The organism is Fluoribacter dumoffii NY 23 (genome assembly GCF_000236165.1).
Lineage (GTDB): Bacteria > Pseudomonadota > Gammaproteobacteria > Legionellales > Legionellaceae > Legionella > Legionella dumoffii.
The window spans coordinates 729,774-746,723 of the sequence record NZ_CM001373.1 but is presented as its reverse complement, the minus strand read 5'-3'; the positions used below and the strand labels follow the sequence as shown (position 1 = coordinate 746,723).

Sequence of the window (16,950 nt, the reverse complement as noted above, 5' to 3'; positions counted from 1 at the left end):
ATTGCTACCGAAGAACCTCTTGAGTTAAAAAGTTCAGGTTCGGTAAACATACTTTTCCCTAAACAAAAAAATTCGAGGTCGTAGTAACAACCATATACAGTGCATGAGAAGCAACCCGGGTTAATTTTAGCCCAGGTTCAACTTAACACGCAGCGATAGCTGAGAATATATAATTCGTTACTCTAACTTATTCAGTTATAATTGTAACGTCTTGTGCTTTCAGTCCTTTTGGTCCTTTATCAAGCACAAAGGAAACTGGATCATTCTCATGAAGGGTTTTGAATCCGACACCTTGAATATCTTTATAATGAACAAAAATGTCATCACCATTTTCGTTAATAATAAATCCAAATCCTTTTTTCTCATTGAACCATTTTACATGGCCCGTTTCTCTTTGCGACATTAGCTATCCCCTTTGTCTTAAGCTTTACTATCCAACAATTACATATGTTTATTTTTCAGCATTAAAATATTCATGATTTGAACGCTGAGTTATAATAAACATTTACTCATGTAGGAAAAAATTTTCCTACATATAGATTAGCATAGCAGTTTTTTATTGATTGTTAAGGATTTTTTTAAAAAATCAGGATCTTTATACTTTTTTTTTCTATTGGAAATACATAATGAATCAGATGAAATCAGCTTTTATAAAATTAGCACTTGATTGCCAGGTATTAAAATTTGGTGAGTTTACCTTGAAATCAGGTCGAACCAGCCCTTATTTTTTTAATGCAGGATTATTTTATCAAGGAGAGGCCTTAAGGCAGTTAGGTCAGTTTTATGCAAAAACCCTAATCGAACATCAAGCCTGCTTTGATCATTTATTCGGACCTGCTTATAAAGGTTTACCCTTGGCCACAGCAACAGCAATCGCTCTAGCGGAATTAGGCAAAGACACCACCGTTACTTTTAATCGTAAAGAAGTAAAAGATCATGGAGAAGGAGGTCAATTAATTGGTGCACCTTTAACTGGAAAAACAATTATTGTTGACGATGTCATTACGGCAGGAACTGCTTTTAGAGAATCACAGGCTTTAATTAAAGAAAATGGAGGCCAATTAACCGGTGTCATCATTGCGTTGGATCGATGTGAACGCGGTTTAACCCAAGAATCCACCCTCACTGAAATCAAATCTCAAGGCATTGAGGTTTATTCGATAATCACTTTGTTTGATTTAATCGATTATCTAAAGAGCATGAATCAAAACGAACAAGTTATAAAACTTGAAGATTATCAAGCCGAATATGGGTGTTAGTTCCATAAAAGTTTATAAAACCAACCACTGGGAAAAACCGGAATTAATCATTAATAATATGAAATGATTCCGGATTACCCTGCTTAACGCAAACACGCATCCCCTACCCTGTATAAATAATTGCTTTTAACCAAAAACCCATTCCGCAATTTTAGTATTGACAGCATTTGAAATATCGCAGTATCATTGCGCTAATGTTCTATTACGTTAATACATTATTATGAAAACACATGCCACAGTAAAGCATTCAGCACTTCCTGATTTAATGCATGCGATCAGTTTGCTCGAGAATAAAGAAGAAGCGTTACAATTTTTTACTGATTTATGTACTCCAGCAGAATTGGAAGCAATGTCAGACCGTTGGCAGGTTGTTCCTTTATTACGACAAGGAATTCCCTATCGCACAATACATGAGCAAACAGGTGTCAGCGTGACGACTATAACCCGTGTTGCACGTTGTTTGAGTTTTGGTACAGGCGGTTATGAGCTAATCGCCAAAAGATTGGAGTTGTCGTGAAAAATCGTTTACGTTTGGCCTTGCAAAAAAAGGGGCGTTTAGCAGAAGAGTCCATAAATCTGTTACAACAATGCGGTTTAAAATTCCGTATAAAGCCCAATAGCTTGCTCACTCATGTTGATAACTTTCCTATCGATTTACTTTTCGTTCGGGATGATGACATACCTGTTTTAGTCTTTGATGGTCTATGTGACGGAGGAATTGTTGGTGAAAATGTCCTGTTAGAAGCATTTCTTGCCAATCCTGGCAAGCAGTACAAGGTTTCGGCCGCATTAGGAACATGTACGTGTCGTTTATCTATCGCTGTTCCTGAATCTCTCGATTACCAGGGTCCAGGAAGTCTCGAAGGTAAACGAATCGCTACGAGTTACCCTAATCTCCTGAACCAATATTTACGCGATAAGAAAATATGTGCAGACAGCCTGGTATTATCGGGTTCAATTGAGGTTGCTCCGCGAATGGGTATGGCTGATGCAATTTGTGACCTGGTATCAAGTGGCCAGACTCTGGAAGACAACAAGCTTTGCGAAGTCGATACTGTGCTTTCAAGCCAGGCTGTATTGATACAAAGTGATCAGGGCTCTTCATATGCATTTCAAGATTTATTCGATATGCTGGCTCGCAGAATTCAAGCGGTCCAGCAAGCACAAGAAAGGAAATATATTGTTTTTCACGCACCAAAGTCGGCTCTTGAAGCAATTGCAGAGAAATTGCCTGGTGCTGAGTCCCCGACCATTCTGCCTTTACCAGGAAATATAAATAAAGTAGCCGTTCATGTGGTTTCCAGCGAACGGGTATTCTGGAACACCTTAGAAACCATCCAAACTCTTGGAGCCAGCTCCATATTGGTTTTACCTATAGAGAAAATGTTGGAGTAATATGATGTTATCAATTAAAAATTGGCAATCCCTGTCCGAAGCTGAGAAAAAACAGACTCTAACTCGCCCTTTGCAAATATCCTCAGTAAAAAACAAAGTGCAGGAAATTATTAACCAGGTGCGGACCTATGGAGATCATGCATTATTTTCTTTCACGAAACAATTTGACGGCGCCGCTTTAGACAGTTTGCAAATTCCAAGGCAAAAAATTGAAAATGCCTGCATCAATAAGAAATCACTCAATGCAATCCTTGATGCCATAAAAACAATTACCCTTTACCACCAATCCCGTTTACCTGAAATAAGAAAAACAAGCACAGCCCCAGGGGTGAACATTTACACTGCCTATAGACCTATTCAACGAGTCGGTTTGTATGTGCCTGGGGGCAACCAAACTCCGTTGGTTTCTTCATTATTAATGCAAGCAATACCTGCACTCGTAGCTGGATGCCCTGTTAAAATATTGTGTACTCCGCCAGATGCATCAGGTTCAATTAATGAACATCTGCTTGTGGCAGCACGATTATGCGGCATAAATACCATATATACACTTGGAGGTGCACAAGCAATCGCTGCTATGGCTTATGGTACACAAACCGTGACCAAGGTAGATAAGATTTTTGGACCAGGCAACAGTTATGTCACCGAAGCTAAAACTTTAGTTGCCATAGATCCTCAAGGCGCAGCTATAGATATGCCTGCCGGCCCTTCTGAAGTAATGATCATTGCCAATGATCAAACAAATCCAGCATTTGTCGCGGCTGATTTATTGGCACAAGCGGAACATGGGGTCGACTCTCAGGTCATGTTGATCTGTGATACGCCGCAATTTGCAGAACAGGTGAACCAACAACTACAAGTTCAATTTAATACCCTATCAAGAAAACAAATTATTACCCAATCGCTGGCAAATAGCCTGATTATTGTCTGTGCCGAGAAAGCAGAACAATTAAGTATAATTAATTCATATGCTCCGGAACATTTGATTATAAATCGCGAAGATGCTGAGTCCTGGGTAGAAGAAATCCGCTCTGCAGGTACTCTTTTTCTTGGCCCCTGGGCTGCGGAAACACTGGGGGATTACGTTACCGGGTCCAATCATGTTTTGCCCACCAATGGGTTTGCCAAAAATCATAATGGCCTTAGTACAGAGGATTTTTTAACTTGTTTTAATGTTCAATCAATTAATAGGGAGGGCATTATAAACTTAGGGTCCTCAGCAATTGCTTTGGCTCAAATTGAAGGCCTGGATGCCCATGCGCAAGCAGTAGAAATTAGATTAAATGCTCTGGAGGATTGAAATGACGGTACTTAACTTGATACGCCCTGAATTATTGAATCAAAAACCCTATGTTACCCGGAGTACTCCAATTAAACACCGATTGCACGCAAATGAACTTCCCTGGTCTGCATTAGACATGGATATTCCTTTAAATTATTATCCTGATAAATGCCTCAAAGACCAGCTGCAGGAACAATTAGCAGATCGATATAAAGTGAATAAAGAGCAAATAGCTCTTACTCGAGGTTCAGACGATGGTATTGATTTAACTACCCGATTATTTTTAAGGGCGGGCAAAGACGCCTGCATGCAATTTCCACCTACTTTTGCCATGTATTCTTTTTATGCATTATTACAACACGCCGCAATTATAGAATGTCCCTTAGATCCTTTATGCCAGTTTCAAATTTCATTAGAGGATATTCGTAACAGGTGGCAAACAAATTGCAAAATTATTTTTTTATGCAATCCAAACAATCCTACCGCGAATTTATTCGACCTGGATTTTATCGCTTCGCTTTGCAATGAATATCGGGATCGTTCTGTAATCATTGTTGATGAAGCATATATTGAGTTTACCGAGGCACAAAGTGCAACCTGTTTAATTCCCGAGTTTGATAATTTAGTGGTTTTACGTACCCTATCGAAAGCTTATGGGCTTGCAAACCTTCGTTTGGGAGTCTTAATGGCACAAGAAAGAGTAATTCAGGCCTTTAATGCAATTATGTCCCCTTTTCCTCTTTCCAGTGTAGTGCTCGACTTGGCACAACAGACTTTGGAAAAATCCGAGTGGTTTCTTGAATCAATAAACCGGATTAAGGAGGCGCGCTCGCAGTTAATTAAAGAATTGCAGTTATGTCCGCTTATTGAGAACGTTTATCCCACAGAAACAAATTTCATTCTCGTTAAAACAAAAGATTCCATGGGATTAGTCTCCTGGCTTGCCAGGCAAGATATCGAGGTCAAAAGTTTTCCACCTGATTCATCATTACAGCATCATTTACGAATTACAGTAGGTGATGAGTTACAAAATGAGATTTTGCTTAATGCTTTATCCTCCTTTCAAAATAATTACTTGGGAAATTGATATGCAAAAAACATTATTTATTGATCGCGATGGAACCTTAATTGAGGAACCTTTTGATTTTCAAGTAGACTCTCTCGATAAAATCAAACTCACACCCCATGTAATCCCTGCATTGCTGCTATTACAAAAAGAAGGTTTTCGCCTTGTTATGGTGAGTAATCAAAATGGTATTGGCACTCCCTCCTTTCCTGAAGAAGATTTTATGATCTGTCATGAATTTACTTTGGATCTTTTTTCTTCGCAGGGAATATTTTTTGATGAAATATTTATTTGTCCTCACATGCCTGAAGACGATTGTTCCTGTCGAAAGCCTAAAACTGGCCTTGTGAATCAATTTTTGGCAGATACTGTGATCAACAAATCCTCTTCCTGGGTTATCGGTGATCGGGAAACCGACCGGGAGTTTGCAAACAATTTGAATCTCAATTTTTTATTGATCTCTAAAGAACAAGGATGGGGGCAGATTGCTCAAACAATCCTGAACTCCAAACGTTGCGCAAGCATTAAAAGAAAGACTAAAGAAACTGAAATCAATCTGGTTTTGACCCTCGATACTGATCAATGCGGCACTATAGAGACTCCATTGCCTTTTTTTAATCACATGCTGGAACAAATAGCCAAACATGCCGGGTTTAATCTGGATTTATATGCTAAAGGTGATGTGGAGGTGGATGATCATCATTTAATTGAGGATACCGCAATTGCACTAGGTGAAGGAATAAAAAAATCCCTGGGTGATAAATGGGGAATAAATCGTTATGGTTTTACTTTACCCATGGATGAGGCTTTGGCTTCTATAGCAATAGATATCAGTGGCAGAAGTTTTTGTGAATTTAAAGGTCAGTTTACACGAGAGTTTGTTGGGGGCATGGCAACCGAAATGGTTCCCCATTTTTTTAATTCATTAGCCGCCGCTTTGGGTGCAACCATTCATATTGAAGTAAAAGGTCAAAATCACCACCACATGATTGAAGCCTGTTTCAAATCTTTGGGTCGAGCTCTAGGCCAGGCATGTACGAAAACAAATAATGCCATGCCATCAACCAAGGGGATTTTATGATTGCTGTCATCGATATTAGTGGCACTAACTTGACTTCCATATGCAATGCTCTAAAAAGATTAGGGTTTAATTATCAATTAACCCATGAAGCTGAAGAGATCAGAAAAGCAAGTCATGTGATACTCCCGGGAGTAGGTACTGCAACTTTTGGTATGAATGCCCTGCGCCAATATGGTCTGATTGATGTAATCACGTCACTAAAACAGCCCTTACTGGGAATTTGTCTAGGAATGCAATTGCTTCTTGAGAGCAGTGAGGAAGGAAATGTTCGCTGTTTAGGGTTGATCCCTGGAAAGGCTCAACGTTTACGTCATAAAGAAGGATATCCAGTCCCTCATATGGGCTGGAACCAATTGCATTGGAACAGCGCAACTTCATTACAAGAGGGACTAAATGAACAAGAGTATGTTTATTTCGTTCATAGCTATGCGCTTGGTGAAAGTAAATATGCATTGGCTCATTGTGAATATAGCGAATCATTCACTGCGATTATTCACAAAAACAACATTTGGGGGATGCAATTTCATCCAGAAAAATCTGCAGAAGCAGGGATGACCCTGTTAAAAAATTTTTGTAACTGCTAACTGTTTAAATGGAGGCTGTATGATCCTGATTCCAGCAATAGACATTCAAGGGGGGCGTTGTGTACGTTTGCGCCAGGGACAATTTGATAAAGTCACCCAATTCGAGATGCAGCCTGTGGAACGAGCTGCCTATTTCGCTCGCCTGGGCGCTAAAAAGCTTCATATTGTGGATTTGGATGGTGCCAAAACCGGGTCTATGCAGCAGCTCTCACTAATTTGTACCATGCAGAATGCAGGAGTCACTGTACAAGCGGGCGGCGGAATACGATCTTTAGAGCAAGCAGAATTATGTTTTGCATCCGGAATTTCCAATCTGGTTATAGGCAGTATTGCCATTACCGATCCGGAGTTAACGGCGGATATTATCCAACGAATTAACCCTCAACATATCATTTTGGCTATAGATGTTCGCTTGCAACATAAAATTCCTGTACCTGCTATCCATGGGTGGCAAACTACAACAGAAAATAATTTATGGGATGTAGTTTCTCATTATCAGCAATTAGGGGTAAGGCAAGTCCTGTGTACTGATATTGCTTGTGATGGAATGATGCAAGGACCTAATTTTCAGATCTATAAAGAAGCAGTTGAGCGCTTTCCACAAATTGGATGGCAAGCTTCTGGAGGTATCCGGGATACAGAAGATATCAAACATCTTGAGGGATTAGGAGTCAATGCAGCGATCCTCGGACTAACCCTTTATCAAGGTACGTTCGATCTTCGTTCACTGTTATCTGAGGTGGAAGGCAGATAACAAAGGGGGCCGTTATACTGCCTTTTGCTGTTTCAATTTATAGGTAAAATTATGCTGACCAAACGAATTATTCCCTGTCTGGATGTGCGCAACAATGAAGTGGTCAAAGGAGTAAAATTCCGCAATCATCGCGTTGTTGGTAATATTCTCGAACTTGCAGCACATTATTCTGCATCAGGGGCAGATGAATTAGTGTTTTATGATATAACCGCAAGTTCCGAACACCGGACTGTTTGTCCAGATTGGGTACATCAGGTAGCATCAACCCTTAATATCCCCTTTACTGTGGCAGGTGGAATTCGTTCTGTTAATCAGGCAAAATCGATATTAAATTCCGGAGCAGATAAAGTATCCATTAACAGTCCTGCTTTGGAAAATCCTGATTTAATCAATCAATTAAGTCGAAATTTTGGAAGTCAGTGTGTGGTTGTAGGAATAGATAGTCAATGGATTGATGATGATTATTATGTCTATCAATACACAGGGGATGAGAACAAAACCCTGAATTCCCGGCGCAAAACAAGGGAATGGATTACGGAAGTCCAGGACCGTGGGGCTGGAGAAATTGTTTTGAATTGCATGCAAGCGGATGGGGTGCGTGGAGGATACGATTTACAGCAACTCAAACTGATGCGTTCTTTATGCCAAGTACCATTAATTGCATCAGGAGGGGCTGGCGCTTTGGATGATTTTACTCGTGTCTTTCTTGAGGCTCGAGTAGATGGGGCTTTAGCCGCAAGTATTTTTCATGACAAAATTTTAACAATTAATGAAATTAAAATAGCACTAAAAAAACAAAAATTTGAGGTACGATTATGATTCATATGGAAATTAATTCTTTGGATTGGAAAAAAATGAATGGCTTATTACCAGCCATTATCCAAAATGCAGAAAATGGTAATGTCCTGATGCTGGGTTATATGAACCAGGAGGCTTTAATTGCTACGCTCACCACCGGTCAATTAAATCTGTACAGTCGAAGCAGAAAACGTTTATGGCGCAAGGGAGAAAGTTCGGGAAACAGTATGTCCATTCAGCATATCAGTGTAGATTGTGACAACGACAGCTTGTTAATACAGGTATTGCCTAAAGGCCCAGCGTGTCATCTGGGTTATACGAGCTGCTTTCAACCGGAACAAAGCACTAATTTGGGTTTTATACACGATTTAATTGAACTGATTCATGATCGGGCAGATGCAAATAATGAAAACAGTTATACCGCACAATTACTCGAATCCGGGGTTTCCCGATGCGCGCAAAAAGTAGGTGAAGAAGCGGTAGAAACGGTCATTGCAGCTGTGAATAATGATCGTGAAGAATTGGTGAATGAATGTGCTGACTTAATTTTTCACTTGTTTGTTTTATTAAAAGCATGTGAATTGAGCTTTTATGATGTATTGCAGTGTTTGCAAGACAGAGACAAGACGATCCATACTTAATAATGCAGCCCGGATTAAACAGCTAATCCGGGCTAACCAACATGAATGCCAAATTACTTTAGACCACAGCCAACAAAATTGCGGTAAGATAATTTCCCTCCGGAAAGGAAGTTAACGTAGGATGGCAACTTGCTGGACCATATACACCTAAAATTCGCGCTTGTTTTCCTACAGCCCCAGCTTGAGCACTTACCAGGGAACAAAACTCAGATGAGGAAAGTGCAGAGGAACAATTGCAGGTCATTAGTAAAGAACCCGCTTTCATGTTCTTAAATACTTCCCGGTGTAAAAAACGATAATAGTTTTTCGCCCGCTCAACATGTTGTTTTGATGGAACCAGTTTAGGGGGATCCAGAACAACAAGATCATAATCCCCTGCTTTTGTTAAATAGTCACGGGCATCCGCTTCAATAAACTCAATCTGGGTTACCCCATTTAAGGCAGCATTATTTTTCGCCTGGGCTATAGCCTGGGCAGAGCTGTCTACTGCGGTAATTTTTGTGGCCCCGGCGCGAGCGGCATGCAGAGCGAAACCGCCGCTGTAGCAGTAAAGATCCAGTATTTTTTTTCCTTTGGACAATTGGGCAATCCGTTGATGATTCTCCCGCTGGTCAAGAAATAGGCCTGTTTTTTGGGCCTGAGCAAATTCAACTTCATAAATAACCCCTGCTTCAAGAACCTTGGTATTGTAGTGTTGTTCCTGCACAGAGATTTGCTTCCATCCATCCTGGCTTAATGGTTTGCTTTGAGGCATCCAGATTATTTGATCTGCAGGAAATAAATTTTTTAATGCATTTATGATTACTTCCCGATTGAGCTCAACCCAGTAAGCTGAGCTTGCGACAACACAATTCTGGTTAAAGCGATCAATCGTTAAACCCGATAGACCATCTGCCTCGCTATTAAATAACCTGTAAGCAGTAGTTTCCTCATTTGGCAAACTTAAACAGTCCCTTACTTGCTTTGCCTGGTTTAGACGATGTGTAATCAAGGTGTGTAGATTGCTGGTGTCCAAGGATTCATTGCTAAGGGCCAATACTCTGACTCTGTAGAGAGAATGCTCGTTATAAATCCCAACGCCAATGAGCTCTTCTTCTGCACTGTAAATATCAATTAAATGACCAGTAATCAATTTCCCATGAGTTTTTGCAATGGCCTTGGGGAATATCCAGGGATGACCGCGTAATACCGTATTTTGTTTTGCCTTAAGCAAAATAACCTTTGCCTTCACTTTTCTATTTCCCCAAGATCAAAAATCGGCTAATCTACACAAAGAACGTTAGACCTGCAAGTGTTCATAATTTATAAACCCTAAAAAACTATATCTGTTTTGAAATGTGTTAGGGGCAGTACAAAACAAAATAACTCTGTATCCTCTTGATTAATACTATATTATATATTTAGTAAGGCATTCTGGTAATAAATATGGAAAATAAACAAAAGTTCTCTTATGGCCTCACGCTTGGTGCTTTAGGAGTTGTTTTTGGTGACATAGGGACAAGTCCATTATATGCATTGAAAGTAACTTTAAATAATATCTCAATTACTCAAGCTCATATATTAGGAGTACTCTCTCTTATTTTCTGGTGTTTAATCATTGTTATTTCATTTAAATACCTGATTTTGGTTGTGCGTGCAGATAATGATGGTGAGGGAGGGATTCTCGCCCTGTTAGCTTTAATGAAATATAAAAGTACCCGCTACACACCCCTATTTTATATTCTCGCCATTTTTGGAGCCGGCTTACTCTTAGGTGATGGAATGCTCACACCGGCCATATCTGTAATCAGTGCGGTAGAAGGCCTCAGTACCCTTTCAAATGCATTCACACCTTTTATTCTCCCTATTACGGTAGTGATCCTTATCCTTCTTTTCATGCTGCAAGCAAGAGGTACAGGAAAGATAGGCATTCTGTTTGGTCCGGTAATACTGATTTGGTTCATAACCATTGCTATTCTGGGAATTGTACAAATAGTAAAAGCTCCCATTGTGCTTACGGCAGTTAATCCTTATTATGCATTTGATCTAATTCGCGATACCGGATTAAATGGATATTTATTGTTAGGGGGAATTTTCCTTGTTGTTACAGGTGGGGAAGCCCTTTATGCCGATATCGGTCATTTCGGGAAAAATCCCATTCGAGCCAGTTGGTTTGCAGTTGTTTTTCCTTGTTTACTTCTCAATTATTTTGGACAAGGAGCCAATTTACTCTTAAACCCTGATGCTATCAGCAATCCATTTTATATGATCGCGCCTGAATGGTTTTATATTCCTTTAATTATTCTGGCAACGATTTCCACTATCATTGCTTCACAAGCGGTTATCTCCGCAACGTTTTCATTGACAAAACAAGCTGTTTTACTCAGTTTGTGTCCTCGTATCCCTATTATTCAAACATCCAAGGAGTTCTCTGGACAAATTTATGTGCCTCAAATTAATTTCATCCTCTTTATTGGAACCTTGACCTTTTGTTTCGCCTTTCAGACCTCCGATAGACTTGCTCATGCTTATGGAATTGCCGTGAATGCAGATATGCTTCTCATTGATGCGATGGTTGCTTATGCTGCAATATCCATTTGGAAATGGCCCAAATATAGAGTTTTTCTAATCTTCGGTTTATTTTTTATTGTTGATACATCGTTTCTGGGATCGAATTTGCATAAATTCCTAACAGGAGGCTGGGTTCCCGTAATTTTTGCACTGTTCATCGCCACCATTATGTATACCTGGAAATTTGGCCTGGAATACCTGCGCGAACATTATTATATGAATAAAGATGATATTTCCAAGATTCTCAAACAATTGGAATATAAAAGCTTAAATCAACTTACGGATTTAACTGCTGTATTCATCACCGATGTGTATGATAAGAGCGGCGGAAGCTTTCTTCATTTTCTTAAACTAAGCCGCGCAGTCCCCGAACGAGTGCTTATTGTAAATTACGTGGTAGAAAATATTCCCTATATTCATTACAGTCAACGTTATGAAATAACATGTCTGCATGAGAAGGTGTTCAATCTCACCTTGCACTATGGGTTCATGGAAACAATTTCCATACCAAGGGCTTTAGAGCGAGCATCCAATAAAAATCTATTTCCTTTTAAATTGAATGTCGATAGAGCAACCTATATGGTAGAAATCCCAAATATTACTGCTTCAAAATCTAAAAAATCATTAACTTTCTATTGGCAAGAAAAACTATTCGCATTTTTAATACGCAATTATTCGGCTAATTTGAATATAGAATTTTACAAATTACCGTACAATAGAACCATGGCTATTGGTACTTATTATATTATGTAATCTCAGGAGTTTTTATGTGGTTTAACAACGCACTAATCTATCAATATGAACTTGATGAAGCTTGTGATTTAGCTGCTTCACTAGCTGAAAACATTTTAAAGCCCTGCCCTCCTCATGCACGTTTTGTTTATGGATGGCTTCCAGCTTTTGCAGATGAAATGGTTCAGGAAGTCGCTGGAAGTTCCCTTATTTGTATGGGCAAAGAGGAGCGTTTATTACCACGTGGCGTGATCAATAAAATGCTTGCTGAAAAAATACAAATGCTGGAAACCCAACAAGGCCGCAGTGTAAAACGCGCCGAAAAAGCGCAAATGGCCGAAGATCTTGAATTTGAATTATTACCCAAATCTTTTTGTATTCAAAAGAAAATGTTTGCCATCCTTGATAGCGCCAGCAAAAGAATAATAGTCAATGCTTCCAGTAATACCCAGGCAACACAACTCACCTCCCTCTTACGAAAATCAGTGGCTGGAATTTCCATTGAGCCCATTACTCTCACTGAAAATCTCGCAGTGCGCTTTGCTGAATGGATTCACTCTCCTGACACGCTTCCCAACCAATTTCAACTCGCGTCCGATTGTCTGCTTTTTTCTTTGGATGATGAAAAAAAACGGGTTCATTGTAAAGGTTATGAGTTACCCGCAGAGGAAGTTTTAACTCTATTATCTCAAGGCATGGGAACCGCTGAAATTTCATTAATCTGGAAAGAGCGGATTCAATTGACCCTTACCCATGATTTTAGTTTTAAAAAGCTTAAAAGCCTTGATTTCTTAATTGATGATTTTAATGAGATTAAACAACTTGATGAGGAGTATCAGCAACGTGATGCTGCGCTTGCTTTGTTATCCGGTGAACTACGCGAATTAACTCAGGATCTATTAGCCGCACTTACAGTAAAAGAAAAAGAATCTGAATTGGAAGAGATCGCATAAAATAGTATTTTAGGAGCATTGGAACAATGCTCCCTTTAGTAATTTTTACCACTTAACTTCATAACAGGAGGGATTTTCGGGAAGAATTTCCCCTGTAGCATATTGCTCTCCCCTGGTAGGAATCCGGAGAGGATGCCAGTTCTCCACTGCTCTTTGGTGAAGATGATAAGTAAAAAATTTTTTTTCTTTAGAAAGATCCTCAATAATCTTCTTTCGATAATCCGCTAAAAATTGGATTTGCTGTGGGGATAGTTGTGATGTGGGGAATTCTTCATCTAATCTTTTTTGAAAATCTAAAGCTAATTTCTGATAATTTTTCCAACTGGATTGGATACTTTGATAAACCAATGGGTGATTTGGATTGGTTGTTGTTATAAATTTTAGCAAGTTTTGCAAGCGCACTTCTCTAGTGTTGCTCCACTCAGTACTTATTTCTAAAAATAACGCTTCGAATCGTCTCATGTGTATAAATAATTAAAATTTGAAGCATAATTTAACCATGGATTACAAGAAAAGAAAATATGCGGGAGACGTAAACAATAAGACCAATTATTAGATTTGAATCCTTTGCATCTGGAATAAATATGGGGGGATATTTTTATGAAGAAAAGCGAAACCCAGTTCAATTGAACTCAGCTTCGCTCTCATGAAACAAATTCGTACTAGACAATCCTATCCATTTTAGTTGTGTGATAAGTTGCCTTGTAAACAGTAAAAGCTTCTTCAGCAGCCTTTTTGAAACCTAGAGCCAAATTGGCCTCATACATTATCACCAATGCTTTTTTTGCACTTGGTGCCTGAGGGTAGTTTTTAACAACATAGCTTGCTCTATTGAGTGCTGCAACATACATTTTGCGTTTAAAATAGAAGGTTGAGACGTTTAACTCATGTTGAGCAAACATATTCCGTAAATAAATCATGCGTTGTAATGCATTTGGCTTGTATTTACTATCCGGAAATTTTTGAATCAAAATACCGAAATCGGAATAGGCTTGTGTTTGGGTTCCAGGATCTCTCCAGGACTCATCCAGAGGCAGGAATTTTGCAAACACACCCCGGTTTTGTTGGAAATTTGCCATGCCTCGCATGTAGTACGCATAATCCACATTTTTGGCTCGTGGATAAAGATGGATGAATCGCTCAGCGGTAGCTGCAGCTGAGGGATAATCTTCATTTTTATAGTAGGCGTAAATTAATTCCATTTGTGAGTTCTCTGTATAGTCACTAAACGGATACATTGTTTCTATCGCTTCGAGATGTTTTATTGCAGTTGAATATTCTTTTTTTCGTAAATCTTTCTGAGCTTCAGTATAAAGTTGTTCCGCTGTCATTCCTTTATAAGGATTATTATCTTCATCATCTTTTCCCCACCAGGTTTTACATGCAGATAAAGATACAATAAGACCTAAAAGGACCAACACTTGAATTCGTTTCATATACTACACCTATTAAATATATTTCTGCTGCATCCACAACAACAGTCACAAAATTGGGAACATTATACCTAGGACTCTATAATTTGCGAACATTCTAACGCTTTTTTTAAAAAGTGGAAAAACAAAAGTATCATTATTAAAAAAGTAATCTTTGTACATCAGAAAATTAAAAAAATATTTGCAAAACCAGAGGCGTTAGGATAGTATTCTCGGCTGTCGGAGAGATGGCAGAGCGGTCGAATGCGGCGGTCTTGAAAACCGTTGAAGGGCAACCTTCCCAGGGTTCGAATCCCTGTCTCTCCGCCAAATCACTCTAGTCCTTATTTTCATTTCTTATAGTTTCTATCTTTACTCCTTCAATGTAAGTTATTGAAAATTCTTGATATTGCAATTATTTAAGCCATTGGTATAGTAGCAGCATCTATCATTTAAGGAGATCTGCATGCTAAGGAATACAATGAATCGATTTGGTAGTATCACAAAAGTGCTGCATTGGTTGATCTTTATTTTAATTACCGCCCAGTATTATCTGGTTTGGTCTCTTGGTGATAACTCCCCGCTGACCCCGCTTTATATCATGTTGCACAAATCAATAGGAGTAACTATTCTAATTCTTGGGATCCTTTTTTTAATTTGGCACCTCATAAATATCAAACCCTTACCGCCAAAATCTCAACCAAGATGGCAATACGTGTTATCAAAGATAGTTCATCACACTCTTTTTATGCTTATAATCCTTATGCCCATTGTGGGGTATTTGTTAACTTGCGCTGATGGTAAGCCAATTAATTTTTTTGGTTTGTTTACCCTGCCTTGTCTCGTCGAAGCAAATGAGCAGTTAGGTAATGTGATGTTCGCAACCCATGAAAAGCTTGCTTTTGTCATTTTATTATTCGTAGGAATCCACGCACTCGCAGCGCTGTATCATCATTTTATTCACAAAGATTTTGTGTTGAGGCGGATGCTTCCTTTCACATCTAAAGAATAAGCGTTTTTATAGTTCATATTCAGAATTGATAAAATAGATTCCGAGTAAAGAATGCTCTTTACTCGGTAAATAACTAGGTATATCAGGTAAAATTATACGATGTGGATTGTGGATAATCATATGTTGGTTGCAAATAAGCAGGAGGAGCGCTAGGAGTTACTCCATTAATCCCTGTAGCCTCTTGGTATGAAGGAGGTGAGTACGGTACTTGATAAGAAGGTTGATAAAAAACGGGCATATATACCATGGTAGGAACTCGGCAATCAAAATGGAGGCCCCCCGCGTCAATAGTATCCACTTCGCCTTTACGCAGTTGTCTTAATGTAGTGAGTAACTTCTGAATTTTCTCGTTGTCTTTATTAAAATATCGACTGAAAAACGAAGGAATTGGTTTTTCACTTCCTAATACTGTTGCCATTTCACCCCGTAAGGCAACCATAGCACATTTCACTGCTATGGGGTCTATTCCTTTCTTTTTCAATGCATCTTCTTCAGCTGCGGTTAATCTGAAACGTTCGGGATCAGTTTGATCTAACGGCTCCGGATTAGCTGATTTATTCACCGAATCATACAGCATTCCCATTGCAAAACATCCTATGCCGGCCCCAATAATACTAAGTAATACCGTCCCCATAATCACTACACCCACAGGATTTAAACCTGCTGCTACAGCAAGGGCAATCAAGGGGGCAGATGCGAAATTAATCATTAGATAAGATGAGCCTGCACCGAAAGCAATGGAGGAAGCAAGCATTAAGGCCCCTTTTAACCATCCTTCATTGAAGCAAAACCTCTCAATGGTGTTTGCTAACTCATTAAGCATATAAGCCAGAGCAATGAACGCCAAAACTGCAGCGATAAGAGCTAAAGCAATGACTAATAAGGCGACCATTAATTTGACACAATCCTCATTTGAAGAGGAGTCATGACCGTGACGGTTAGAGGATCCCCAACAACCACTGCCCGTGTGACGGGGATAATAATGATCATGATGGGAATGCAGCATGGAATCTAGAATCAACCAATTTAGCAATGTTTGGTTAGTGTCGTAATAATTATATTTAGTTACTTTATATACAACTTTTGGGTTAAATTGAGGGACTGATGGCTTAAAATTCTGCTGTTGCTCGACTGGCATTTGGCGGTATAAAGGGAAAGCGTAGAAAATTGCATTAAAAGCAGCATATGCTTTCATTTTTTCTTCACGGCTTAATTTAGCCAGTGGACTCATACTGTAGGGAGAATCTAAGGTATACTGCATAGCAAGAGACATTTCAGTGTATATTTCACCAATACCTAAGCCGCGCTGTACACAATCTTTATAATGGTTTAATAAATGACCATACAATTCTTTTAACTTAAGGTCAGTAAATGTAGTACTCAAATCAGGCATAGAGATAACTCCTATAGATTTAGGTTATATAGGCAAAC

General features: G+C 39.1%; 18 protein-coding genes and 1 tRNA gene. 14 read left to right on the top strand and 5 right to left on the bottom strand.

Going from position 1 to position 16,950, the window contains the following annotated elements; all coding sequences use genetic code 11:
• Positions 1-187: 187 nt before the first annotated feature.
• Positions 188-403 carry a cold-shock protein gene (locus KYQ_RS03445; protein WP_003631957.1) on the bottom strand — a complete coding sequence of 72 codons (216 nt, stop codon included), beginning with the start codon at positions 401-403 and terminating at the stop codon, positions 188-190.
• Positions 404-626: 223 nt separating this feature from the next.
• Here KYQ_RS03445 and pyrE point away from each other — a divergent pair, with 223 nt between their 5' ends.
• From pyrE to hisIE, 10 genes are all read left to right on the top strand, one after another.
• Positions 627-1,259 carry an orotate phosphoribosyltransferase gene (gene pyrE, locus KYQ_RS03440; RefSeq protein ID WP_010653959.1) on the top strand — a complete coding sequence of 211 codons (633 nt, stop codon included), beginning with the start codon at positions 627-629 and terminating at the stop codon, positions 1,257-1,259.
• A gap of 220 nt (positions 1,260-1,479) precedes the next feature.
• Positions 1,480-1,776, top strand: a complete 297-nt coding sequence (locus KYQ_RS03435; protein ID WP_010653960.1) for a YerC/YecD family TrpR-related protein — start codon at positions 1,480-1,482, stop codon at positions 1,774-1,776.
• Positions 1,773-2,654, top strand: coding sequence for an ATP phosphoribosyltransferase (hisG, locus tag KYQ_RS03430; protein WP_010653961.1), 882 nt, complete (start codon positions 1,773-1,775; stop codon positions 2,652-2,654). The genes KYQ_RS03435 and hisG overlap by 4 nt, the downstream gene beginning before the upstream one ends.
• A 4-nt stretch (positions 2,655-2,658) precedes the next feature.
• On the top strand, positions 2,659-3,954 hold the full coding sequence (hisD, locus tag KYQ_RS03425) for a histidinol dehydrogenase (RefSeq protein ID WP_010653962.1): 1,296 nt from the start codon (positions 2,659-2,661) through the stop codon (positions 3,952-3,954).
• Between the two features lies 1 nt (position 3,955).
• On the top strand, positions 3,956-5,023 hold the full coding sequence (gene hisC, locus KYQ_RS03420) for a histidinol-phosphate transaminase (RefSeq protein WP_010653963.1): 1,068 nt from the start codon (positions 3,956-3,958) through the stop codon (positions 5,021-5,023).
• Position 5,024: 1 nt separating this feature from the next.
• Positions 5,025-6,083, top strand: coding sequence for a bifunctional histidinol-phosphatase/imidazoleglycerol-phosphate dehydratase HisB (hisB, locus tag KYQ_RS03415; RefSeq protein ID WP_010653964.1), 1,059 nt, complete (start codon positions 5,025-5,027; stop codon positions 6,081-6,083).
• A complete protein-coding gene (hisH, locus tag KYQ_RS03410) occupies positions 6,080-6,667 on the top strand; it encodes an imidazole glycerol phosphate synthase subunit HisH (RefSeq protein ID WP_010653965.1) in 588 nt (195 codons plus the stop codon). Before hisB ends, hisH begins: the two co-directional genes overlap by 4 nt.
• Before the next feature lie 19 nt (positions 6,668-6,686).
• Positions 6,687-7,421 (top strand): 1-(5-phosphoribosyl)-5-[(5-phosphoribosylamino)methylideneamino] imidazole-4-carboxamide isomerase, encoded by a 735-nt coding sequence (locus KYQ_RS03405; protein WP_010653966.1) that lies wholly within the window; start codon positions 6,687-6,689, stop codon positions 7,419-7,421.
• A 51-nt stretch (positions 7,422-7,472) separates the two neighbouring features.
• Positions 7,473-8,240: an imidazole glycerol phosphate synthase subunit HisF gene (gene hisF / locus KYQ_RS03400; protein WP_010653967.1), complete on the top strand. Its 768-nt coding sequence runs from the start codon at positions 7,473-7,475 to the stop codon at positions 8,238-8,240.
• Positions 8,237-8,860 carry a bifunctional phosphoribosyl-AMP cyclohydrolase/phosphoribosyl-ATP diphosphatase HisIE gene (gene hisIE, locus KYQ_RS03395; RefSeq protein ID WP_010653968.1) on the top strand — a complete coding sequence of 208 codons (624 nt, stop codon included), beginning with the start codon at positions 8,237-8,239 and terminating at the stop codon, positions 8,858-8,860. Before hisF ends, hisIE begins: the two co-directional genes overlap by 4 nt.
• 58 nt (positions 8,861-8,918) lie before the next feature.
• Here the strand turns inward: hisIE and KYQ_RS03390 are convergent, their stop codons facing one another.
• On the bottom strand, positions 8,919-10,091 hold the full coding sequence (locus tag KYQ_RS03390) for a class I SAM-dependent rRNA methyltransferase (RefSeq protein WP_010653969.1): 1,173 nt from the start codon (positions 10,089-10,091) through the stop codon (positions 8,919-8,921).
• Positions 10,092-10,285: 194 nt separating this feature from the next.
• Here KYQ_RS03390 and KYQ_RS03385 point away from each other — a divergent pair, with 194 nt between their 5' ends.
• Positions 10,286-12,163 (top strand): potassium transporter Kup, encoded by a 1,878-nt coding sequence (locus KYQ_RS03385; RefSeq protein ID WP_010653970.1) that lies wholly within the window; start codon positions 10,286-10,288, stop codon positions 12,161-12,163.
• Between the two features lie 14 nt (positions 12,164-12,177).
• Positions 12,178-13,095: a recombination-associated protein RdgC gene (locus tag KYQ_RS03380; protein WP_010653971.1), complete on the top strand. Its 918-nt coding sequence runs from the start codon at positions 12,178-12,180 to the stop codon at positions 13,093-13,095.
• Positions 13,096-13,140: 45 nt separating this feature from the next.
• Here KYQ_RS03380 and KYQ_RS03375 read toward each other — a convergent pair whose 3' ends face one another.
• Positions 13,141-13,557 carry a hypothetical protein gene (locus KYQ_RS03375; RefSeq protein ID WP_231294598.1) on the bottom strand — a complete coding sequence of 139 codons (417 nt, stop codon included), beginning with the start codon at positions 13,555-13,557 and terminating at the stop codon, positions 13,141-13,143.
• A gap of 200 nt (positions 13,558-13,757) precedes the next feature.
• Positions 13,758-14,531 carry an outer membrane protein assembly factor BamD gene (locus tag KYQ_RS03370; protein ID WP_010653973.1) on the bottom strand — a complete coding sequence of 258 codons (774 nt, stop codon included), beginning with the start codon at positions 14,529-14,531 and terminating at the stop codon, positions 13,758-13,760.
• A gap of 218 nt (positions 14,532-14,749) precedes the next feature.
• Here KYQ_RS03370 and KYQ_RS03365 point away from each other — a divergent pair.
• Positions 14,750-14,837, top strand: a tRNA-Ser gene (locus KYQ_RS03365).
• A gap of 136 nt (positions 14,838-14,973) precedes the next feature.
• A complete protein-coding gene (locus KYQ_RS03360) occupies positions 14,974-15,519 on the top strand; it encodes a cytochrome b (RefSeq protein ID WP_231294597.1) in 546 nt (181 codons plus the stop codon).
• A gap of 82 nt (positions 15,520-15,601) precedes the next feature.
• On the opposite strand, the gene KYQ_RS03355 is transcribed toward KYQ_RS03360, so the two are convergent.
• Complete coding sequence (locus tag KYQ_RS03355) at positions 15,602-16,912, bottom strand: YoaK family protein (RefSeq protein ID WP_019349649.1); 1,311 nt, start codon at positions 16,910-16,912, stop codon at positions 15,602-15,604.
• Positions 16,913-16,950: the final 38 nt, after the last annotated feature.